Source organism: Modicisalibacter coralii, assembly GCF_004117855.1.
GTDB classification, from domain to species: domain Bacteria; phylum Pseudomonadota; class Gammaproteobacteria; order Pseudomonadales; family Halomonadaceae; genus Modicisalibacter; species Modicisalibacter coralii.
Map to the genome: position 1 here is coordinate 164403 of NZ_QWBW01000012.1, position 16505 is coordinate 180907.

Annotated in this window: 14 protein-coding genes, 1 other RNA gene and 2 pseudogenes; 11 read left to right on the plus strand and 6 right to left on the minus strand. The window is 69.2% G+C overall.

From position 1 onward, the window contains the following. Window positions 1–22: 22 nt before the first annotated feature. Window positions 23–1543: pseudogene (gene ilvA, locus D0901_RS08125) on the plus strand (threonine ammonia-lyase, biosynthetic); the annotation flags it as partial. Window positions 1544–2064: 521 nt separating this feature from the next. Here ilvA and D0901_RS08130 read toward each other — a convergent pair. The 3 genes from D0901_RS08130 to D0901_RS08140 form a co-directional block, all read right to left on the minus strand. Beyond that, entirely contained in the window at window positions 2065–2700 is a 636-nt protein-coding gene (locus D0901_RS08130) for a 5-formyltetrahydrofolate cyclo-ligase (RefSeq protein ID WP_129139799.1), read from the minus strand. 28 nt (window positions 2701–2728) lie between these two features. Continuing rightward, window positions 2729–2913: non-coding RNA, 6S RNA (gene ssrS / locus D0901_RS08135), on the minus strand. 235 nt (window positions 2914–3148) lie between these two features. Then, window positions 3149–3454, minus strand: coding sequence for a cell division protein ZapA (locus D0901_RS08140; protein ID WP_129139800.1), 306 nt, complete (start codon window positions 3452–3454; stop codon window positions 3149–3151). Between the two features lie 150 nt (window positions 3455–3604). On the opposite strand from D0901_RS08140, the gene D0901_RS08145 reads away from it, so the two are divergent. The 4 genes from D0901_RS08145 (at window position 3605) to D0901_RS08160 (ending at window position 8127) form a co-directional block, all read left to right on the plus strand. Further along, a complete protein-coding gene (locus D0901_RS08145) occupies window positions 3605–4186 on the plus strand; it encodes a UPF0149 family protein (RefSeq protein WP_129139801.1) in 582 nt (193 codons plus the stop codon). A 21-nt stretch (window positions 4187–4207) separates the two neighbouring features. Further along, window positions 4208–5545, plus strand: coding sequence for a Xaa-Pro aminopeptidase (gene pepP, locus D0901_RS08150; RefSeq protein ID WP_129139802.1), 1338 nt, complete (start codon window positions 4208–4210; stop codon window positions 5543–5545). A 79-nt stretch (window positions 5546–5624) separates the two neighbouring features. Further along, window positions 5625–6827 (plus strand): 2-octaprenyl-6-methoxyphenyl hydroxylase, encoded by a 1203-nt coding sequence (gene ubiH / locus D0901_RS08155; RefSeq protein WP_129139803.1) that lies wholly within the window; start codon window positions 5625–5627, stop codon window positions 6825–6827. Between the two features lie 55 nt (window positions 6828–6882). Continuing rightward, window positions 6883–8127 carry a UbiH/UbiF/VisC/COQ6 family ubiquinone biosynthesis hydroxylase gene (locus D0901_RS08160; RefSeq protein WP_129139804.1) on the plus strand — a complete coding sequence of 415 codons (1245 nt, stop codon included), beginning with the start codon at window positions 6883–6885 and terminating at the stop codon, window positions 8125–8127. On the opposite strand, the gene D0901_RS08165 is transcribed toward D0901_RS08160, so the two are convergent. The 3 genes from D0901_RS08165 to gpmI form a co-directional block, all read right to left on the minus strand. After that, the gene (locus D0901_RS08165; RefSeq protein WP_129139805.1) at window positions 8114–9418 is read right to left on the minus strand and encodes a S41 family peptidase; all 1305 of its coding nucleotides are present in this window, start codon (window positions 9416–9418) and stop codon (window positions 8114–8116) included. The two genes, D0901_RS08160 and D0901_RS08165, sit on opposite strands and share 14 nt — an antisense overlap. A gap of 63 nt (window positions 9419–9481) precedes the next feature. Further along, window positions 9482–10660 (minus strand): murein hydrolase activator EnvC family protein, encoded by a 1179-nt coding sequence (locus D0901_RS08170; protein WP_233440382.1) that lies wholly within the window; start codon window positions 10658–10660, stop codon window positions 9482–9484. A gap of 19 nt (window positions 10661–10679) precedes the next feature. Beyond that, complete coding sequence (gene gpmI, locus D0901_RS08175; protein ID WP_129139806.1) at window positions 10680–12233, minus strand: 2,3-bisphosphoglycerate-independent phosphoglycerate mutase; 1554 nt, start codon at window positions 12231–12233, stop codon at window positions 10680–10682. 261 nt (window positions 12234–12494) lie between these two features. Here gpmI and D0901_RS08180 point away from each other — a divergent pair, with 261 nt between their 5' ends. The 6 genes and pseudogenes from D0901_RS08180 to D0901_RS08205 form a co-directional block, all read left to right on the plus strand. Then, window positions 12495–12914 (plus strand): rhodanese-like domain-containing protein, encoded by a 420-nt coding sequence (locus D0901_RS08180; protein ID WP_129139807.1) that lies wholly within the window; start codon window positions 12495–12497, stop codon window positions 12912–12914. 50 nt (window positions 12915–12964) lie between these two features. Next, window positions 12965–13453 carry a protein-export chaperone SecB gene (secB, locus tag D0901_RS08185; RefSeq protein ID WP_129139808.1) on the plus strand — a complete coding sequence of 163 codons (489 nt, stop codon included), beginning with the start codon at window positions 12965–12967 and terminating at the stop codon, window positions 13451–13453. Window positions 13454–13474: 21 nt separating this feature from the next. Further along, the gene (locus D0901_RS08190; protein WP_129139809.1) at window positions 13475–14200 is read left to right on the plus strand and encodes a 16S rRNA (uracil(1498)-N(3))-methyltransferase; all 726 of its coding nucleotides are present in this window, start codon (window positions 13475–13477) and stop codon (window positions 14198–14200) included. Between the two features lie 67 nt (window positions 14201–14267). Next, entirely contained in the window at window positions 14268–15011 is a 744-nt protein-coding gene (locus D0901_RS08195; RefSeq protein ID WP_129139810.1) for a CvfB family protein, read from the plus strand. A gap of 84 nt (window positions 15012–15095) precedes the next feature. Continuing rightward, window positions 15096–16064: a glutathione synthase gene (gene gshB / locus D0901_RS08200; RefSeq protein ID WP_129139811.1), complete on the plus strand. Its 969-nt coding sequence runs from the start codon at window positions 15096–15098 to the stop codon at window positions 16062–16064. 15 nt (window positions 16065–16079) lie between these two features. After that, window positions 16080–16505, plus strand: a pseudogene (locus D0901_RS08205) (hypothetical protein); the annotation flags it as partial.

Below are 16505 nucleotides of genomic sequence, written 5' to 3' on the forward strand. Positions count from 1 at the left end.
CGACGCGCGATTCTCCAGGAAAAACAGGATGCTCGAAGACACCGTCAAGAAGATACTCCAGGCCCGCGTCTATGAAGCGGCCCGCGAAACCCCCCTTTCTCCCGCCCATTTCCTGTCTCGCCGTCTCGACAACCGGATTCTGATCAAGCGCGAAGACCTCCAGCCGGTCTACTCCTTCAAGGTGCGGGGTGGCTACAACAAGCTGGCCCAGCTCAGCGACGAGCAGAAGGCCAAGGGCGTGATCGCCGCTTCGGCGGGCAATCACGCCCAGGGGGTCGCGCTGGCGGCGAAGCAACTGGGCGTCAAGGCGGTGATCGTGATGCCGCGCATCACTCCGGAGATCAAGGTCCAGGCGGTGCGCGCCCGGGGGGCCAAGGTGGTCCTCAAGGGCGACGCCTTCAGCGAGGCCCAGGCGCATGCCCAGGCGCTGATCGCCGAGCACGGCTACACCTATATCCCGCCCTTCGACGATATCGACGTGATCGCCGGCCAGGGCACGGTGGGCATGGAGATCCTGCGCCAGAACGCCGGCCGCCTCGATGCGATCTTCGTGCCGGTGGGCGGCGGCGGCCTGATCGCCGGGATCGCCGCCTACGTCAAGTACCTGCGCCCCGAGGTCAAGGTGATCGGCGTCGAGAGCGAGGACAGCGCCTGCCTGAAGGCCGCGCTGGAGGCCGGCGAGCGCGTGGTGCTCGACCAGGTCGGCGTGTTCGCCGAAGGCGTGGCGGTGGCGCAGATCGGCGAGGTGCCGTTCGCCATCGTCCGCGACCTGATCGACGGCGTGATCACCGTGAATACCGACGAGATGTGCGCCGCGGTCAAGGACACCTTCGAGGACACCCGGGCGGTGGCCGAGACCTCGGGCGCGCTGGCGCTGGCCGGCCTCAAGAAGTACGTCCAGCAGACCGGTGCCCAGGGCGAGACCCTGGTGTGCATCAATTCCGGGGCCAATACCAACTTCGACCGGCTGCAGCACATCGCCGAGCGCACCGAGCTGGGCGAGCAGCGCGAGGCGATCCTGGCGGTGACCATCCCCGAGCGCCCGGGCAGTTTCAAGAAGTTCTGCCGGACCATCGGCCGGCGCATGGTCACCGAGTTCAACTACCGCTATGCCGACGCCGAGCGAGCGCACATCTTCGTCGGCGTGCAGGTCAAGCCGGGTGGTGACGACCGGGCCGAGGTGATCCGCAAGCTGCGCGAGGCCGACTATCCGGTCGAGGACCTCACCGACAACGAACTCGCCAAGTTGCACATCCGCCACCTCGGCGGCGGTCGGCCCAAGGCGCACTTCGAGGAGGAGGTCTATCGCTTCGAATTCCCCGAACGCCCCGGCGCGCTGATGAACTTCCTCACCCATCTGCCGGCCGACTGGAACATCTCGCTGTTCCACTACCGCAATCACGGTGCCGCCTACGGTCGGGTGCTGGTGGGCATGCAGGTGCCCAACGGCGACCGCTGCCACGTGGAGGAGCATTTCCAGGCGATCGGCTACCGCTTCTGGAAGGAAACCGACAACGTCGCCTACCGGCTGTTCATGGAATAACGGCCCTTTTCCTGTCCAATTCGCCGGTGTGGGCGCTTGCTCACCCGGCAGCCCTCGTATTACAAGGGCTTACATATCAGCCTTTGCTGAACCGGAGACTTGTCATCGGCGTGTCACGGCCCTATAGTCGGTGGCGCCCCTAGGCTTTGTACGAAAACTACCTGCGCTCGGCAATACGGCGTTAAAAATCGGCTCAAAATGCTCATTTACACCCCGTAAACTCCGCGTTTTCGCCGATTTTTGCCTTGTCTTGCCTTCGCTCGCTGACTTTTCGCACAGAACCTAGGGCGTGAGTCATCGATAACAACTCTCGGAGCGGTCATGAAACGCAAGCCTGACCTGGTCATGGCACTGGTACTCATTTTCGGACTCGGGGTGGTCGCCACCGGTTATGCCCAGACTCTGGTCGGGAGTTGAGGCATCGCCGCCACACGCGGCGACACGTCGAGTCAAAGGCCGCCGCGGAATCACTCCGCGGCGGCCTTGTCGTTTCTGGGGGATAGCTCAGGTGCCGCGTGGCGTCATGACGGGTCGTCGGCGCGGCCCGGACGAACGACTTCCCGGTCGCTGACGATGGCATCGAGCGGAATGTCCCAGCCGGCGATCGGCAGGCGGTCGACCCGCTGGCAGTCGTGAGCGACACCGATCAGGCGCGGGCGTGGGCGCCGCCTGCGGGTGAAGGCGAAGCTGCGGTCGTAGAAACCGCCGCCCATGCCCAGGCGGTTGCCCGCTTCGTCGAAACCGACCAGCGGCATCAATACCAGGTCCAGCGCCCAGGGGGGTAGCTGGCGGGCCCGGTGGGCGCCGTGACGGGTATCGGGCTCGTGGATGCCGAAGCGGTTTTTCACCATGGGCGTGCCGGAATGATAGTGCACGAACCACAGGCGGTTCTCGGCCAGCGGGCGCAACACGGGCAGATACACCCGGGCGCCGCGTCGGCGCAGCCAGGCGATCAGCGGTGTGGCGTCGATCTCGCCGTCGTTGGGCAGGTAGAGCGCGACGCGCCTCGCGCGCTGGACTTCCGGCAGCCGGCGCAGCCGGTGGCACAGGGCGTTCGACGCCCGGCGCTGCTGGCTCGGGCTCAGGTCTCGGCGGCGGCGACGCAGCGTGCGTCGCAGGGCCCGCCGCGAATCGTCGCGGGTCGCAAGATCGTTCAAGTGCGATACGTCGAGGCCGGTGGAAAGGGTGTTCCCCAGAGTGCCGCTGTCGTTCTGGCCCTTGAACCCACTGGTTCAAGGTGGGTGGCCGCAGACAGACCGTCAGGCTTTCCGTCGCACGGACATGCACACGGGTCTGTCTAGCATTTGGCCCCCTGGGTACTGCGCATAGGCTCGAGGGACGTCAACGACTGGCGTACACCCCAGGGAACGTCTTCATCCTATCAGAGCGGCGCCGTGCGCCAAAGGGAAACACTGACTAAATGCCTGCGCGGGCGCATCGCTGCGTTGCGCGGTGCTGGCGCGCCAGCCCGGTCGGAATCCTCACCTATACCCCATAGGCTCCGGTTCCTGTGCTCCGTGCGCCTTGCGACGTGGCGACGCCCGCTACATCTCGCTCGGCGATTTATTCAGCGATTCCCAAAGGACTGTTTCCGCGCGTCGTGATTCATGAGCGCCGCGGCGGTACCTCGCCCAGGGCCTGTTCGAGGCGTTCGTTGAGCTGGGTCAGACTCTCTTCGCTGGCGCGCTGTTCGTCCTGGGCCCGGAGCAGTTCATGGGTGATATTGAGGGCGGCCATGATGGCGATCTTCTCGTCGCCCAGGACCTTGCTGCGCGAGTGGATGCCGTGCATGGCACGATCCAGGTAGCGGGCCGCCCGCTTGAGGTCGGCCTCTTCCTCCGGCGGGCAGGCGATGACGTAGGCCCGCCCCAGCAGGGTGATTTCGACGGTCGACCGTGCGTCATCGCTCATGGCAGGCTCCTGAAGGGGCCAAGTCCGGGCCCGTGCGATAAGATGAAGTCAGATTTCGAGCCACTATAGAGAGGCGCCGACGGGCGGTCAACGCGCGCCACGGGCCCTGCCGGCCGCATCCGACGCCTCCCCACTCTGCATGGAACAGGCATGTCTATCATCAACGACCAGCTCGACTTTTCCACCGTTGCCGACGTCTTCCTGATGCACGGCAGCCTGCAGTCACCGGCCTTTCTCGACGGTCGCCTGAGCGCCTCGCTGGCGCTCCACGACATCAGCGCCGAAGCCTGGCTCGACGAGGTCTGTCAGGCGATGGGCGTCGAGCAGCCCCGCGATCGTGACGCCGCCGAGGTCCTGCTGGCCTGGCGTCGCCAGTCGCTGGACGCGCTGTCGGCGGCGGCGCTCAATTTCGAACCGCTGCTGCCCGATGACCTCTTCTCGTTGGCCGAACGCGCCCGCGGGCTGCGCGAATGGACCCTGGGCTTTCTCGAGATCGTCGGCGAAGTCGCCGCCGAGACCCGCGACGCCTGGTCGGCCAACCTGCGCGAGGCGATCGAGGATCTCGAGACCCTGGCCGGCCTCGACGAACTGGCGCTGGACGAGTCGCCCGAGAACGAGAACGACCTCTTCACGCTCACCGAGCACGCGCGCATGGCGGCGATGCTGCTCTACACCGAGCAGCACCCCGGCCAGCCGCAGGTCGAACAGCCCGACGAGACGCCCGAGCAATAGCCCCCGCTTCAAGGAGCCATGATGCTGCCCGAAACCCTCCCGCGCCCTCCCGCCATCGCGCTCGACGAATACCGCGCCCGGCGCCGGGCCTTGATGGACGCGCTGCCCGTCGGCAGCGCGGTGATGCTGCCGGCGGCCTCGCTGGTCACGCGCAGCAACGACAGCGACTATCCCTTTCGCCAGAACAGCGACTTCCACTACCTGACCGGCTTTCCCGAGCCCGATGCCCTGCTGCTGCTGCTGCCGGGTCGCGAGGCGGGCGAGAGCGTGCTGTTCTGCCCCGACAAGGACCCCCAGCTGGAAGCCTGGACCGGCATCCGCATCGGCGCCGAGGCCGCGGTGGCCCGCTACGGGGTCGACCAGGCCTTTGCCAATGCCGAGCGCGATGGCCGCCTGAGCGAGCTGCTCGACGGCCGCCAAGCCCTCTATCTACCGCTCGACGATGCCGCCGCCGTGGCGAGTGCCGAGGGCATTCGTCTGATGCTCAAGGCGCGCGCCCGCCAGGGGGCCCGCCCCCCCGAGGCGTTCGCCGACGTCGCGCCACTGATCCACGAGCAGCGCCTGATCAAGAGCGAGGCCGAGCTGGCGTTGATGCGTCATGCCGCGCGAATCTCCGCCCAGGCCCATGTGCGGGCGATGCGCGTGGCCCGCCCCGGCCTCCATGAATACCAGCTGCAGGCGGAACTCGAGCACGAGTTCCGCTGGCAGGGGGGCAGCGGGCCGGCCTACGGCACCATCGTCGGCGGCGGCGCCAACGCCTGCGTGCTGCACTACGTGGAAAACGCCGCGCGTCTCGAGGCGGACACCCTGGTGCTGATCGACGCCGGCGCCGAGTTCGAAGGCTATGCCGGTGACATCACTCGCACCTTCCCGGTCTCGGGGCGCTTCAGCGAGGCGCAGCGCGCGCTCTACGACGTGGTACTGACCGCTCAGGAACGCGCCGTGGCGGCGGTTAGCCCCGGGGTGACCCTGAGCGAGATCCACCAGGGCGTGGTTCGCGATCTCACCCACGGCCTGGTCGAGCTTGGGCTGCTTGCCGGCGAGGTCGAGGCGCGCATCGACGACGCGAGCTACAAGCGCTTCTATCTTCATTCCACCTCGCACTGGCTGGGTCTCGACGTTCATGACGTCGGCGGCTACCGCCGCGACGGCACGCCACGTCAGCTTGTTCCGGGCATGGTGCTGACCGTCGAGCCCGGCCTCTACATTCCCGATGACGACGATATTCCGGCCGACCTGCGGGGCACCGGCATCCGTATCGAGGACGACGTCGCGGTCACCGTCGAGGGGCATGAGGTGCTGACCGCGACGGTGCCCAAGCGGGCGGACGAGATCGAGGCCCTGATGGCGAAGGAATGATCAGCGCGTTCTGGCTGTTTTTTAACCATACGTAATTTTCGTAATTTCGTATCAATCATTACGCTAAGGATGACTGTGGATGGCTAGCAAGTCGGTGGATATCGCCATCGTGGGCGGCGGGCTGGTCGGCGCCAGCCTGGGGTGCGCCCTGGAGCCGCTGATCCGGGCGCGGTCGCTGCGGGTCGCGGTGATCGAGGCGGCGCCGCTGGGTGAGACGCGGCTCGATGACTACCAGCCGAGCTTCGACGTTCGGGCCAGCGCCATCGCCCAGGGCTCGCGACACCACTTCGAGACGTTGGGCGTCTGGTCGTCGCTGGCCCGCGAGGCCACCGCCATCGAGACCATCCACGTCAGCGAACGCGGCCGGCTGGGGGCGACACGCCTCAGTGCCGCCGAGATGGGCGTCGAGGCGCTGGGTTATGTGCTGCCCAACGCCTGGATGGGCCGCGTGCTGCACGCCCGGCTCGCCGAGCTGCCGCTTCAGTGGCACTGCCCGGCCCGGGTCGAGACGATCGTCCCGCAGTCCGGCGGCCATCGCCTGACGCTCAGCGATGGCCAGACCCTGGACGCTGCGTTGACGGTGCTCGCCGACGGCGGGCGCTCCGGGCTCAAGGAACGCCTGGGCATCATGAGCCACGCCGCGCCCTACGAGCAGAGCGCGCTGATCACCACGCTGGGCGTCAGCCGGCCGCATCGGGGGATGGCCTACGAGCGGTTCACCGCCGAGGGGCCGGTGGCGCTGCTGCCGATGCCCGGGGAACGCATGGCGCTGGTCTGGACGCACGAGCAGGGCGCCGAGCAAGCCACGCTGGCACTGTCCGATGGCGATTTCCTGGCCCGGCTGCAGCGGCTGTTCGGCGAGCGGGCGGGGCGCTTCACCCGAGTCGGTCAGCGCCACGTCTATCCGCTGTCGCTGGTCACCGCCCAAGAGACGGTACGCCCCGGGCTGGCGGTGCTGGGCAACGCCGCCCATTCGCTGCATCCCGTCGCCGGCCAGGGCTTCAATCTCGCCCTGCGCGGGGTGATGGACCTGGTCGCCAGCCTCGAGGCCGGGCTCGAGGCGGGCCGCAGACCCGGCGACATGACGGTGATGCAGGCCTTCGAGACACGCCGCTCGCGGGATCGCCACAACGTGATCCGTTTCAGCGACGGGCTGATCCGGCTGTTCGGTATCGATCACCCGCTGCTCTCGCATGCCCGTGCCGCGGGGCTGGTGGGGCTCAACCTGGCCGGACCGTTGCGCCGGGCGCTGACCCGCCGGGCGATGGGGCTGGAACGTTGAACGCACTGGTCACGGGGTTCGGCCTTCAATCAGGGATACGCAGGGAGAGGCAGTCATGACGGGGAACGAGGCGAAGGATCTGACCACTGATGTGGCGGTGGTCGGTGGCGGGATGGTGGGCGCCACGCTGGCCGCCTTGCTCGGCGAGGCCGGGCTGCGCGTCGCGGTGCTCGATGCCCGGCCGGCGCCACTGGATGACGATACCGTGGGACATGGCGAGGCGGCGGCGAGGGTCAGTGCCATCACGCCGGTGAGTGAGCGCTTGCTTACCAAGCTCGGTGTATGGCCCTGGGTCGCGGGCCGGCGCGCCACGCCTTATACCGGCATGCAGGTGTGGGATGGCGAGGGCAGCGGTGAGGTACGCTTCCACGCCGACGAAGCCGGGGTCGCGGCGCTGGGTCACATCGTCGAGAACGACGTGATTCTGGCCGGCCTGGAGCGGCGTCTCGCTGCGCTGCCCAATGTGCAGTGCCATTATGGCGTGCGTCTCGAGGCGCTGCAGAGTCCGGCCACCGGGCGCCGGCTGTGCCTCGCCGATGGCCGGCGCTTCACCGCGCCGCTGGTGGTGGCCGCCGACGGTGCCCGCTCGCAGCTGCGCGATCTGGCCGAAATCGCGCTACGCAGCCGCGACACCGGGCATGTCGCGGTGGTGACCACCGTGCAGTGTGAGCGCTCACATGGCGGCGTCGCCCGCCAGGTCTTCCTGGGCACTGGCCCGTTGGCCTTTCTGCCCCTGACCCTCGAGGGTGACAGCCGTTACTGCTCGATCGTCTGGTCGACCACCCCCGCGGAGGCCGAACGGCTGTGTGGCTTGTCGTCGGCGGAACTCGGCGCGGCCCTCGAACAGGCGTTCGACGCCACGCTCGGCGCGGTCCGGGTGGTCGGCGAGGTGCATCGTTTCCCGCTGGTCCAGCGCCATGCCGAGCGTTACGTGGTTCCCGGGCTGGCGCTGATCGGTGATGCCGCGCATACCGTGCACCCGCTGGCCGGCCAGGGGGTGAACCTGGGGCTGATGGACGCCGCGGTGCTCGCCGAGGAGGTCGTCGCGGCGCACCGCCGGGGGGCGCTGCCCGGCGATCTGCGCATCCTGTCGCGCTACGCGCGGCGCCGGCGCGGCGACAATACCGCCATGCTGGGGCTGATGGAGGGCTTTCGCTGGCTGTTCGGCACTGACCAGCCGGCCTTGCGACTGGCGCGCAACCTGGGGCTTTCGGGTGTCGATCGCCTGACGCCGCTGAAGCGGGTGATGATGCGTCAGGCGATCGGAGAGCGGGGGCGGCTGCCGCTCAGTTGCCGCTAGCGGCCGCGGCTGTCGCCTCGCTGCCGCGCCGCGGGTCGAGCACGTTGAGGGCCTTGAGCAGGTTGAGGGCCTCGCCGAGCTGGTAGTCCTTCAACGGCGCGCGCTCGCCGTCCTGGCGGCGGGCGCTGCCGTTGGGGTTGGCCAGGCGGCCGGCGAGATCCGATTCGCGCAGGCCGAAGTCGTTGCCCTCGGCGACCTCGAGACGCCCGCGCACCACCTCGACATCCGGGGTGATGCCCTGTGCCTGGATCGAGCGACCGCCGGGGGTGTAGTAGAGCGCGGTGGTCAGCTTGAGGCCGTCGCCGTTGCCCAGCGGCATCACCTGCTGTACCGAGCCCTTGCCGAAGCTCTGGGTGCCCATGATCACCCCGCGGCGCTGGTCCTGCAGGGCGCCGGCGACGATCTCCGCCGCCGAGGCGCTGCCGCCGTTGATCAATACCACCATCGGCGCCCCGTCGGCACGGGTGCCGGGGTGGGCCGAGAAGCGCATGTTGCTGTCCGGCAGGCGCCCTTCGGTGTAGACGATCAGCCCGTGGTCGAGGAAGGCATCGGCCACCGCCACCGCGCTGTCGAGCACGCCGCCGGGATTGTTGCGCAGATCCAGCACCAGCCCCTTGAGCGGGCCCTCGGCGGTCAGCGCGTCGAGCGCGTCGTCGACCTGCTCGCCGGTGCGGCTCTGGAACTGGCTGATGCGCAGGTAGCCGTAACCGGGCTCGAGCATCTCATGCTTGACGCTGTCGCTGCGGATGATCTGGCGCTCGAGGGTCAGCGTGCGCGGGGTGTCTTCACCCTTGCGGAGGATGGTCAGCTGGATCTTGCTGCCCGCCTCGCCGCGCATCACGCTCACGGCTTCCTGCAGCGACATGCGGTCGGTGGGCGTGTCGTCGATGCGCAGGATCACGTCGTGAGCCTGCAACCCGGCGCGGGCCGCGGGCGTGTCGTCGATGGGCGCGATCACCGTGAGCTGATCGTCCTCCATGCCCACCTCGATGCCGATGCCGCCGAACTCGCCCTCGGTGGTCTCGCGCAGGGCCTCGAAATCTTCCTTGTCGAGATAGGTGGAGTGGGGGTCGAGTTCGCCCAGCATGCCGCGCATGGCGTTGCGTAACAGGGTGCTGTCGTCGACCTTCTCGACGTAGGCGCGCTTGATGCGCTCGAAGACCTCGGCGAAGGTCTGCACGTCGGCGACCGGCAGGTCGTCGGGCGCGGCCTTGTCGTCGGCGGCCTGGACCGCCGTGGTCAGGGTGAGCAGCAGGGCTGGCAGCAGCCAGCGAAGACGGTTAACGCGCATGCGGACTCCGGGTCGCGACGAACGAGCCCACAGCATAGCGTCAGCGACAGGGGCAGGGCTACCTCAGCGCCGGCGTATCCAGCGCCGTGGGTCGATGGGCTCGCCGTCCTTGCGGACCTCGAAATACAGCGCCGGCGACGCGCGTCCGCCGCTCTCTCCGACCGTGGCGACGGTCTGGCCGTCCTCGATGTGCTGGCCCACCGAGACCGCGAAGCGCTGCACGTGAGCGTAGAGCGTCATCACGTCGTCGCCATGGTCGACGATCAACAGGTTGCCGTAGCCGCGCATCCAGTCGGCGAACACCACGCGGCCGGCGTGGATCGCCTCGACGGGGGTGCCCGCGGGGGCCGCGATCAGCAGGCCGTTGCGATCCACGCCGTCGCCGTCGCCGAAGCCGGCGACGACCCGTCCCGGCACCGGCCAGGGCAGGTCGCCGCGGGTCTTGTCGATCGCCGTGGAGGGCGGGGGCTGGTCGAGACGCTTGAGCTGCTCGCGGATCCGCGCGAGCTGCTTCTCGGCCGCGGTGCGCGCATCGGCGAGGTCCTCGCGGCGTGCCTTGTCGTCGCGGTAGCGCGCATCCAGCCGGGCGACCAGCTCTTTGCGTTCCTGCTGGCGCTGCGCCAGCGTCCGGCGCTGGTCGTCCAGTTCGTCGGCGAGGTCGGCGAGGCGTCGGCGGCGCTGCTCGAGATCGTCACGGGTCGTCGCGAGCTGCGCGTCGAGCCTGGCCAGCGCCTCGAGGCGCTCGTTGCGGGCCCGGGAGAGGTGATTCAGATAGGTCTGCAGGCGATCCAGCCGGGCCGGATCGTCCTGATTGAGCAACAGCTTCAGTTGCGGGGACTCGCCGAGGCGATACAGCGCGGCGAGTTGCCGGGCCAGCGCCTCGCGCTGCGTGCGGCGCTGCGCCTGGAGCGTTTGCCGACGCTGTTCGAGGTCGGCGACCTCGTCGTCGAGCTGGCGCCGCTCGGCCTGCAGCGAAGCCAGGCGCTCGTGGACCCGGGTGAGCGCCGTCTCGACCTTTTCCAGCTGGCGGCTGGCTTCGCTGCGTGCCTCGCGGGTCTCGGTCAGGCGTGTATCGAGGGCCTTCAGCGCCTGGCCGAGCTTGTCGAGGCGCGACTCGGCGGCCCGCTCGTCGGCCTTCTCCGGGGAGGGGGCGGCCTGCGCCGGTGGTCCGACAAGCACGCCGCCCAGGGTCGTTCCGACGAGGAACGACACCAGGGCGGCAAGGTGGGCCGGGCGACGCAAGGCTGGCGACGCCGCCGGGTCAGGTGTAGTCGACCAGCACGTCGCCGGTCATCTCGGCGGGCACCGCTTCGCCCATCATCGCCAGCAGGGTCGGGGCGAGATCGCAGAGACGCCCGCCGTCGCGCAGCCGTGCCTGGCGTTGGGTGACGTAGACCAGCGGTACCTGGAAGGTGGTGTGCGAGGTGTGCGGGTTGCCGGATGACGGGTCGAGCATCATCTCGCAGTTGCCGTGGTCGGCGGTCACCAGGCTCTCGCCACCGACCGCCTCGATGGCCTCGATCACCCGGCCGAGGCAGGTGTCCACGGTCTCGACCGCCTTGACCGCGGCGTCGAAATCGCCGGTGTGGCCGACCATGTCGCCGTTGGCGTAATTGCAGACGATCAGATCGAACGTCTCGGCCTTGATCGCTTCCACCAGCTTGTCGGTGACCTCGACGGCGCTCATCTCCGGCTTTTCGTCGTAGGTTTTGACGTCCCGGGGCGAGGGCACGAGGATGCGCTCCTCGCCGTCGAACTCGGCCTCTTCGCCGCCGGAAAAGAAGAAGGTGACGTGCGGGTACTTTTCGGTCTCGGCGATGCGCAACTGCTTGAAGCCGCGGCTGGCGACCACTTCGCCCAGGGTGTTCCTGAGTTCGCTTGGCGGGAAGGCGATCGGCGCGTCGATGTCGTCGGCGTACTGGGTCATGGTCACGAAGCGGACCCGGGGCGGGGTGCGCTCGAAGCCGTCGAAGTCGGCGCTCAGGAAGGCCCGGCTCAGTTCGCGGGCGCGGTCGGAGCGGAAGTTGGCGAAGATCACGGCGTCGCCGTCCTCGATGGCCACAGGTGCGCCGTCGGGCTGGATGCTGGTGGCTTCGACGAACTCGTCGGTCTCGCCGCGCTCGTAGGCGGCGTTCAGGGCGTCCATGGCACTCTTGGCGGTATGGCGCCCGCGGCCTTCGGCCACCACGCGATAGGCGTCCTCGACGCGCTCCCAGCGGTTGTCGCGATCCATGGCGTAGAAGCGGCCGACGACCGAGGCGGTGCGCCCCACGCCCAGTTCCGCGAAGGCGGCATCGGCGCGCTCGAGGGAGGCGCCGGCGCTCTTGGGCGGGGTGTCGCGACCGTCGGTGAAGGCGTGCAGATAGATCGCCTTGGCACCGCGTGCCTTGGCCAGCGCCAGCAGCGCCAGTACGTGGTCCTCGTGGCTGTGCACGCCGCCGGGCGAGAGCAGCCCCATGACGTGTACTGCCTTGCCGGCCGCGACGGCCGCGTCGATGGCCCCGGTCAGGGCGGCATTGTCGGCGAGTTCGCCGTTCTCGACGGCCTTGGTGATGCGGGTCAGTTCCTGATAGACGATGCGCCCCGCGCCGATGTTCATGTGGCCGACCTCGGAATTGCCCATCTGACCGTCGGGCAGGCCGACATGGGCGCCGTCGGTGTGGAGCAGGCCGTGCGGGTAGCGGGCCTCGAGGGCGTCCATCACCGGGGTGCGCGCGGCGGCGACGGCGTTGTGCTCGGTCGACTCGTTGTGGCCGTAGCCATCGAGGATGATCAGTGCGACCGGACGGGGCCGGGAAACAGTGGCATCTGACATGGTGGGGCCTCGTGTTTTTGCGGTGGCGGATACCCGGGCGACGCCGACGGGGTGCGGCGAGCCGGCGGGTTTCGCGACTCACGTCTCCGGATGGCATCATACCGCAGCGCGGCAGGGGCCGTCACAGCCCGTCGCGCATCCACGGACGCACCGCGATGGCTCGTGTATACTGGGCGCCGCCCGCCGGCGGGCCTCGTGCCAACGGGCCTCGAGCCCGGCGTTCGGGCCCGCGCACCGACTTCAACCAGAGCTATCCGGACCATGATCGATCAGTTGTTCGAATTCGTGCAGAACCACCCGCTGCTGGTGGGCGCCTTCGTCGCGGTGCTCGCCGCCTGGCTGGCCTACGAGCTCAAGACCGGCAACCACGGCGTTTCCACCAGCGAGGCCACCAACCTGGTCAACCGCGACGACGCCGTCATCGTCGACATCCGCGACGAGAAGGAGTTTCGTGCCGGCCACATCGCGGGCGCACGCAACATTCCCAACAACCGCCTCGACGACCGTCTCAGCGAACTCGACAAGTTCAAGGACAAGCCGATCGTGGTGGTCTGCAAGCAGGGCCAGACGGCCGGCACCGCCGTCGGCAAGCTCACCGGCGCGGGCTTCGCCCGGGCGGTCAAGCTCAAGGGCGGCATGGCGCAGTGGCAGGCCGATAACCTGCCGGTGGTCAAGAAATAACCGACGGCGCAAGCCGTTCGACGCAATCGTTTTTTCGAGGGTTACGAGACATGGCAGACGACAACAACCAGGCCGCCCAGCAGGGCGAGGAACAGCAGCTGCAGTTCTCCCTGCAGCGCATCTACGTCAAGGACATCTCCTTCGAGTCGCCCAACGCCCCGGCGGTATTCCAGCAGCCGTTCCAGCCCAAGGTCGGCCTCGATCTCAACACCGCCAGCGAGCAGGTCGGCGAGAACCTCTACGAGGTGGTGGTCAAGGTCACCGCCCAGGTCTCCCACGCCGAGTCCGGCAGCACCTCGTTCCTGGTCGAGGTGGAGCAGGCCGGGCTGTTCCGCATCGCCGGGCTCGCCGGCGAGCAGCTCGACCACACCCTGGGAGCCTTCTGCCCCAACGTGCTGTTCCCCTATGCGCGTGAGTGCATCGACAATCTGGTCAACCGCGGCAGCTTCCCTCCGCTGATGCTCGCCCCGGTCAACTTCGAGGCGATGTACGCGCAGAAGAAGCAGCGCCAGGCCGAAGGCAGCGAGACCACTCAGTAAGCCCGAGGCGGCAGCGATCCGATGAGCGGCCCCCGCATCCATGTCGACGCCCGGCTCGAACCCGGCGCGGAACTGACGCTGCCCGACGGCGCGGCACGCCATGTCGCGGCGGTGCTGCGCCTGCGTGAAGGCGCGCGCCTGACGCTGTTCGACGGACGCGGTCAGGAGGCCGAGGCCGAACTCGTCGAGGTCGCCCGCAAGCGGGTCTCGGCGCGTCTGGTCACGGTCGCGGCGGGGCGCGGCGAGTCGCCGCTGGCGGTGCATCTCGGTCAGGCGATTTCCAAGGGCGATCGCATGGACTATGCCATCCAGAAGGCCGTCGAGCTGGGCGTGGCGGCGATCACCCCGCTCTACACCGAACACGGTGACGTGCGCCTCAAGGGCGAGCGCGAGACGAAGAAGCTCGCCCACTGGCGTGGCGTGGCGGCCAGCGCCTGCGAGCAGTGCGGCCGGGCGACCCTGCCGGCGGTGCATCCGCCGCAGCCGCTCGGCGCCTGGCTGGCGGCGCGCGACGAAGCGCTGCGCCTGGCGCTGCACCCGGCCACCGACGATGCCTGGCGACGGCGCAGCGCGGTGACCGATGCCGCGCTGCTGATCGGCCCCGAGGGCGGGCTTTCCGAGGGCGAGGTTGCCGCGGCCGGCGAGGCCGGCTTCGAGGCGCTGACCCTCGGCCCGCGCATCCTGCGCACCGAGACCGCGCCGGTGGTGGCGCTGACCCTGCTGCAGCATCATTTCGGCGATCTCTGACTCGACACACCCGCCCGTCGCTCGCAGACTGAGCGGGCACCACTTCCTTCCTCTCCGGTATCGTCTCATGTCCCGTCATCGCTCCCCGTCGTCCCGCCCGGTTTCCCGGCCCGAAAGCCGTTCGGCGTCGGTCCGCCCCGACACGCGCCAGTCGCTGCCCGAGATCGGCGAGGTGGCGCTGCTCACGGTGGTCACGGTCAACGCCACCGGCGCCTTCCTCGACTGGGGGCGGCCCAAGGACCTGCTGCTGCCGTTCGGCGAGCAGCCCTATCGCCCGGCGGTCGGCAAGTCGGTACTGGTGAAGATCAATGTCGACGACAGCGCGCGGCCGGTGGCATCGATGCGCCTGGAACGCTTCATCAGCGATGAAGCCACGGGGCTGGCCGCGGGCGACGCCGTCTCGCTGGTGATCGCCGATCGCACCCCGCTGGGCGTCAAGGCGGTGGTCGACAATCGCTTCTGGGGGCTGCTCTATCAGGACGAGCTGCCGCGTCCGTTGCGCCGCGGCGAGCGCCTCGCCGGCTATGTGCGGCGGGTCCGCGAGGATGGCCGTCTGGATCTGTCGCTGGCGCCCCAGGGCGGCGCACGCCGGGATCAGGCGCGTGAGCGAGTGCTCGCTGCGCTGGAGGCGGGCGACGGCTTCCTGGCGCTCACCGACAAGAGTCCGGCGGAGACGATCAAGGCCCGCCTCGGGGTCAGCAAGAGCGCCTTCAAGGAGGCCCTCGGCGGGCTCTACAAGCAGCGCCTGATCGCCCTCGAAGCCGACGGCATCCGCCGCCTCGCGCCGCCGGCGTCCGACCAGGAACGCTGAGCGGCGCGAGGCGGGCCGCTTGGTCTCCGAGCCGTGCCTGCGGCATACTGCCGGCATCATTTGCCGCCCGCGAAGAGCCAACCGATGAGTCGACGCGACCTCAGGATCGGCGTGGTGATGGATCCCATCGCCGCGATCACCTACAAGAAGGACACCACCCTGGCGATGCTCTGGGCCGCCCAGGCGCGCGGTGCCTCGCTGTACTACATGGAGCCCGAGGACCTCTACCTGGAGAGCGGCCGGGCCATGGCGCGGCTGCGCGATCTCGAGGCCTACCGCGATCCCGAGCGCTGGTACGCGCTGGGCGAGCCCCGCTCGGCGCCGCTCGCCGAGCTCGACGTGATCCTGATGCGCAAGGATCCGCCGGTCGACGGTCGGTTCCTCGACGCCGTGCATCTGCTGGGCTTCGCCGAGCGCGAGGGCGTGCTGGTGGTCAACCCCACCCGGGCGCTGCTCGAGTGCAACGAGAAGCTCTTCGCCCAGCAGTTCCCGCAGTGCGTGCCGCCGACCCTGGTGTCGTGCAGCGACAAGGTGCTGCGCGCCTTTCACGCCGAGCACGGCGACGTGATCTTCAAGCCGCTGGACGGCATGGGCGGCACCGGGATCTTCCACGTCCAGCCCGAGGGGCGCAATCTCGGCGCGATCATCGAGACCCTCACCGAGCGTGGCAAGCGCCAGATCATGGCCCAGCGCTACGTCCCCGAGATCAAGGCGGGCGACACGCGGATCCTGCTGATCGACGGCGAACCGGTGCCCTATGGCCTGGCCCGGATCCCGATGGCCGGCGAGACCCGCGGCAATCTCGCCGCCGGCGGTCAGGGACGTTCGCGCGAGCTCACCGAGCGCGACCACTGGCTGATCGAGCAGGTGCAGCCGATGATCCGCGAGAAGGGGTTGATGTTCGTGGGCCTCGACGTGATCGGCGACTACATCACCGAGATCAACGTCACCAGCCCCACCTGCGTGCGCGAGATCGACGATCAGCGTGGCACCGACATCGCCGGGCAACTGATGGACGCCATCGCCCGCCGGCTCGACGCGACCCGGCGCTGACGCGGCAGGACCGCCATGGCCACCCCGGTCACCGATCCGATCAACTATGCGCCGGTCACCCGCCGCTACCGCCAGTGGCTGGCCGCGGCCGTGGCGCTGGCGCTGCACGCGCTGGTGATCGGCGCGGTCGCCGGTCGACAGTGGACGCCCGCGGTCGATGACACGCCGCCACCCAGCGTGTCCGTGGTCCTGACCCGGCAGCCGGCGGTCGAGCCGCAGGCCGCCCGGGACATCGCCGCGGCGTCGCAGGCCGCCTCGGGCCCCGAATCCACGGGTCGGGATACCGATGGCGATCGCGCCCGGTCGCGGGCAGCCGAGGAACCGGCCGCGCCCGCGGCCCCCGCGACCCCACCCGAACCGTCGCCGGCGGACGACGCGCCGGCCGCCAGCGAGCCGTCGGAACCGGCCGAACCCGCCGAGCCTCCTGCAGCGCCGCAGCCC

Coding starts and splice junctions, on each gene's coding strand:
- secB (WP_129139808.1), top strand. CDS start 12,965: ATGGCAGACGACAACAACCAGGCCGCCCAGCAGGGCGAGGAACAGCAG.
- D0901_RS08190 (WP_129139809.1), top strand. CDS start 13,475: ATGAGCGGCCCCCGCATCCATGTCGACGCCCGGCTCGAACCCGGCGCG.
- D0901_RS08180 (WP_129139807.1), top strand. CDS start 12,495: ATGATCGATCAGTTGTTCGAATTCGTGCAGAACCACCCGCTGCTGGTG.
- gpmI (WP_129139806.1), bottom strand. CDS start 12,233: ATGTCAGATGCCACTGTTTCCCGGCCCCGTCCGGTCGCACTGATCATC.
- gshB (WP_129139811.1), top strand. CDS start 15,096: ATGAGTCGACGCGACCTCAGGATCGGCGTGGTGATGGATCCCATCGCC.
- D0901_RS08140 (WP_129139800.1), bottom strand. CDS start 3,454: ATGAGCGATGACGCACGGTCGACCGTCGAAATCACCCTGCTGGGGCGG.
- D0901_RS08145 (WP_129139801.1), top strand. CDS start 3,605: ATGTCTATCATCAACGACCAGCTCGACTTTTCCACCGTTGCCGACGTC.
- pepP (WP_129139802.1), top strand. CDS start 4,208: ATGCTGCCCGAAACCCTCCCGCGCCCTCCCGCCATCGCGCTCGACGAA.
- D0901_RS08165 (WP_129139805.1), bottom strand. CDS start 9,418: ATGCGCGTTAACCGTCTTCGCTGGCTGCTGCCAGCCCTGCTGCTCACC.
- D0901_RS08195 (WP_129139810.1), top strand. CDS start 14,268: ATGTCCCGTCATCGCTCCCCGTCGTCCCGCCCGGTTTCCCGGCCCGAA.
- D0901_RS08160 (WP_129139804.1), top strand. CDS start 6,883: ATGACGGGGAACGAGGCGAAGGATCTGACCACTGATGTGGCGGTGGTC.
- ubiH (WP_129139803.1), top strand. CDS start 5,625: ATGGCTAGCAAGTCGGTGGATATCGCCATCGTGGGCGGCGGGCTGGTC.